Annotated in this window: 3 protein-coding genes and 1 pseudogene; 1 reads left to right on the forward strand and 3 read right to left on the reverse strand. The window is 72.6% G+C overall.

Annotated elements, in window-relative coordinates:
* The 3 genes and pseudogenes from FV222_RS21290 to FV222_RS21300 form a co-directional block, all read right to left on the reverse strand.
* The coding region (locus tag FV222_RS21290) for a metallophosphoesterase (RefSeq protein WP_147815584.1) at positions 1-758 on the reverse strand (758 nt) is incomplete at its 3' end.
* Between the two features lie 76 nt (positions 759-834).
* Positions 835-1278 carry a DMT family transporter gene (locus FV222_RS21295; protein WP_147750696.1) on the reverse strand — a complete coding sequence of 148 codons (444 nt, stop codon included), beginning with the start codon at positions 1276-1278 and terminating at the stop codon, positions 835-837.
* Positions 1279-1379: 101 nt separating this feature from the next.
* Positions 1380-1850, reverse strand: a pseudogene (locus FV222_RS21300) (VIT family protein); the annotation flags it as partial.
* 443 nt (positions 1851-2293) lie between these two features.
* Here FV222_RS21300 and FV222_RS21305 point away from each other — a divergent pair.
* A complete protein-coding gene (locus tag FV222_RS21305) occupies positions 2294-3046 on the forward strand; it encodes a lysophospholipid acyltransferase family protein (RefSeq protein WP_147750698.1) in 753 nt (250 codons plus the stop codon).
* Positions 3047-3170: the final 124 nt, after the last annotated feature.

Genomic DNA, 3170 nt, shown 5'->3' on the forward strand with positions numbered 1-3170 from the left:
GGCCGGGCCGAGGCGGATGCGCCGCCGACCACCGGGATCGCCCGCCCGTCCGGTCCCGGCAGGTGGGCGACGCTGGCCACGTGGTTGTGCCCGTGCAGGACGAGGTCGGCGCCGACGCGGCCGAGCATCGCGCTGAACAGGGCGGCGTCGCGCAGGTCGCGGCCCGGGCTCGCCCCGCCGGGATGGGGCGGATGATGGATCATCACCACGCGGGCCGGCCGCGACGGGTCGGTCGCCAGCGTCCGCAACAACGATTCGGCCGCCGCGATCTGGCGCGGCCCGAGCCGGCCGGTGGCGACGAACGGCACGGTCGGGATCGCGCTCGACAGGCCGACCAGTGCCAGGGGCCCGCGCCGGCGCAGGTACGGAAACGTGCCGCCTCCGCCGGCGTCGTCCGCGGTCCAGGCGCCGCAGGCCGCGAGCAGCCCTTCGAGCGAGCCGCGCACGTAGGCGTCGTGGTTGCCGGGCACGAAGCTGACCGCCTCCGGCGTGCCGAGCGCCTCCAGGAAGATGCGCGCGGTGTCCCACTCGCTCGGCAGGCCGATGTTGCACAGGTCGCCGGTGCAGGCGACGTGATCCGGCGCCTGCAGCCTCAGGTCCGCGACCAAGGCAGCCAGCGTTTCCATGTCGTGGCTGCGCGAGCGCCCGCGGCGCCAGTTCGCGTAGCCCGTCGCGCGCTTGCCGAAGAGCTGGCGCAGGCGCGGCCGCGGCAGCGGGCCGACATGCGGGTCTGTGAGGTGGGCGAGGCGGAAGGACACCGGGCCATCGCATCGCGGTTGGGGCCGGCCGCGTCAAGCGAGGCGCCGTGCCCGAGGGGCCGGCGTGGGGCGGACGTCAGGTCAGCGCCACCAAGCCGACGCCGAAGATCATCAGGCCCGCCCCGAGGACACGCCACAGGCTCGCCGGATGGACCTGGAAGCCGATCCAGCCGTAATGGTCGAGGACGATCGAGGCGGCGACGCCCACCGTCACGACGATCCCGAGGAAGGACGCGGCCCCGAGGGAAGGGGCGGCATAGAGCTGGGCCAGGATCAGCAGGACGCTGAGACAGCCGCCGAGCCAGCCCCACCAGGGCACCTCGGCCATCTGCTGCCAGCTCGGCACGCCGAGCTTGCCGAAGGCGAGGCCGCCCAGCAGCATGAAGCCGGTGCTGACGAAGAGGATCACCACCGCCGCCGTGACCGGAAGCCCGAAGGACTTCGACAGGGCCGCGTTCTGTCCCGGCTGGACCGCATTCGCGAGCCCGGCGAGGATCGTCAGTCCGTAAAGATACCACATGACTCAAGGTATCGGCGGCGGCACAGCTCAGTTTCGCCGATTCCGAAGCCTGCGACGAAGTGGTGAGCGCCTCGATCGCAGGGAATGGGCGCGCACCCGCCTCACGCGCTGCCGATCAGCACCCCCACTGCCAGCACCAGCGCGCCGCCGAGCACGATCTGCAGCACCGCCCGGCCGAACGGTGTCGCCATGTAGCGGGTGCGGATCGCGGCGATGACCACCAGTTCGATCGCCACCACCAGCACCGCGAGTCCGGTGGCCAGCGCAAAGGCGTTCGGCCAGTGGCCCGGGATCGCGTAGGGCAGGGTGTGGCCAAGCCCCCCGAGCGCGGTCGCCGCGCCGCAGACGAGGCCGCGCATCCACGGACTGCCCCGCCCGGTGATGCGCCCGTCGTCGGAGAGCGCCTCGGTGAAGCCCATGCTGATCCCGGCCCCGAGGGAGGCCGCGAGCCCGACGAGGAAGGTCGCGCCGTTGCTGTGCGTGGCGAAGGCGGCGGCGAAGATCGGCGCCAACGTCGAGACCGATCCGTCGATCAGCCCGGCGAGACCCGGCTGCACGTAGGCCAGCACGAAGGCGCGGTGGGTGTCGTCGCCGGGTGCGGTTGCGTCGGCGTCGCCGTGGAGGACCGCTTCCATGATCGTCATCCTGTCTGGATCGATTCCAATCTACATATTGGAATCGATCCAAACAAGCCGGCAAAGTGCGGTTTCGCGGTGTCTTTGGACACGCGGCGCGGCTCAAGCGGCCCGAACCGCTCCGGGTCTCGGTTGCGCAGGCTGCGACGACGGGTCTAGAGAGCCACCGGGCTGCGCGGGACGGCGCTGTCCCGTTGTCGCGTCCGAACGCCCGACCCGTCGCCAGACCGGTCGGCGACCTTGCCTCCCTCCGGCCGCCACGCCATCGCGCGAACCCGGCCGAGCCTTGGAAAGCGAGACATGTTCCCCATGCCGACCCTTCCTGCCGTCCGCACGCCGCGTCGCCGCGCGCCCTCGCGCGGCACCCCCGAGGCGGTCGCATGAGCCTCGGCAAGCGCATCATCCGGCATCCGGCCGTGCAGGCGGCGCTCGGACGGCTCGCCGCCGGCTACCTCACGCTGGTGCGCCGAACCAACCGCTTCACCGTGGAGCCGGCGAACGCCGACCCCTGGCTCGACGCGATGTCCCCCTTCGTCGCCGGGATGTGGCACGGCCAGCACATCATGGTGTCCTTCGCCGGGAGGCCGGTGGACCGGGTCGCCACGATCATCTCGAAGAACCCAGACGGCAACATCAACACCATCGCCCTGGAGCGGATGGGCGTGCGGGTGATCCGTGCCTCCGGCGCCCGCGGCCGGGTGGTCAAGGACGCCAAGGCCAAGGGCGGCGCCGAGGGCCTGCGCGCGATGATGCGGGCCCTGAAGAACGGCGAGATCGTCGCCTTCAGCGCCGACGTGCCCAAGATCTCGCGCCGGGCCGACGCCGGCATCCTCACCCTGGCGCGCTTCTCCGGCCGGCCGATCGTGCCGGTGGCGGTGGTGACGAGCCGGCACATCCGCTTCGGAAGCTGGGACCGCGCCTGCCTCGGGCTGCCGTTCGGCCGCGGCGCTGTGGTCTTCGGCGAGGCGATCCGCGTGCCGCGCGACCCCGACCCGGAGACGTTCGAGGCCCTGCGCGTCCGCCTGGAGGCCGAAATGAACCGGGTGCACGACCGGGCCTACACCCTCGTCGGGCGGCTCGACCGCGTCGGGGACAACTGGCTCGGGCGTGCGCCCCGCGCCGAGGCGGCATGACGGTGACGGCATGAGGGCGCCGCCGCTCACCCTGGCCCTCAAGGCTTATCACGGCGGCCTGTGGCTCGGCGAGCCGGCGGTGGCCGGCCTGCTGGCGTGGCGGGCGCGTCGGGTCCTCCTTGCC

The sequence above is a fragment of the Methylobacterium sp. WL103 genome, from assembly GCF_008039885.1.
Classification (GTDB): domain Bacteria; phylum Pseudomonadota; class Alphaproteobacteria; order Rhizobiales; family Beijerinckiaceae; genus Methylobacterium; species Methylobacterium cerastii.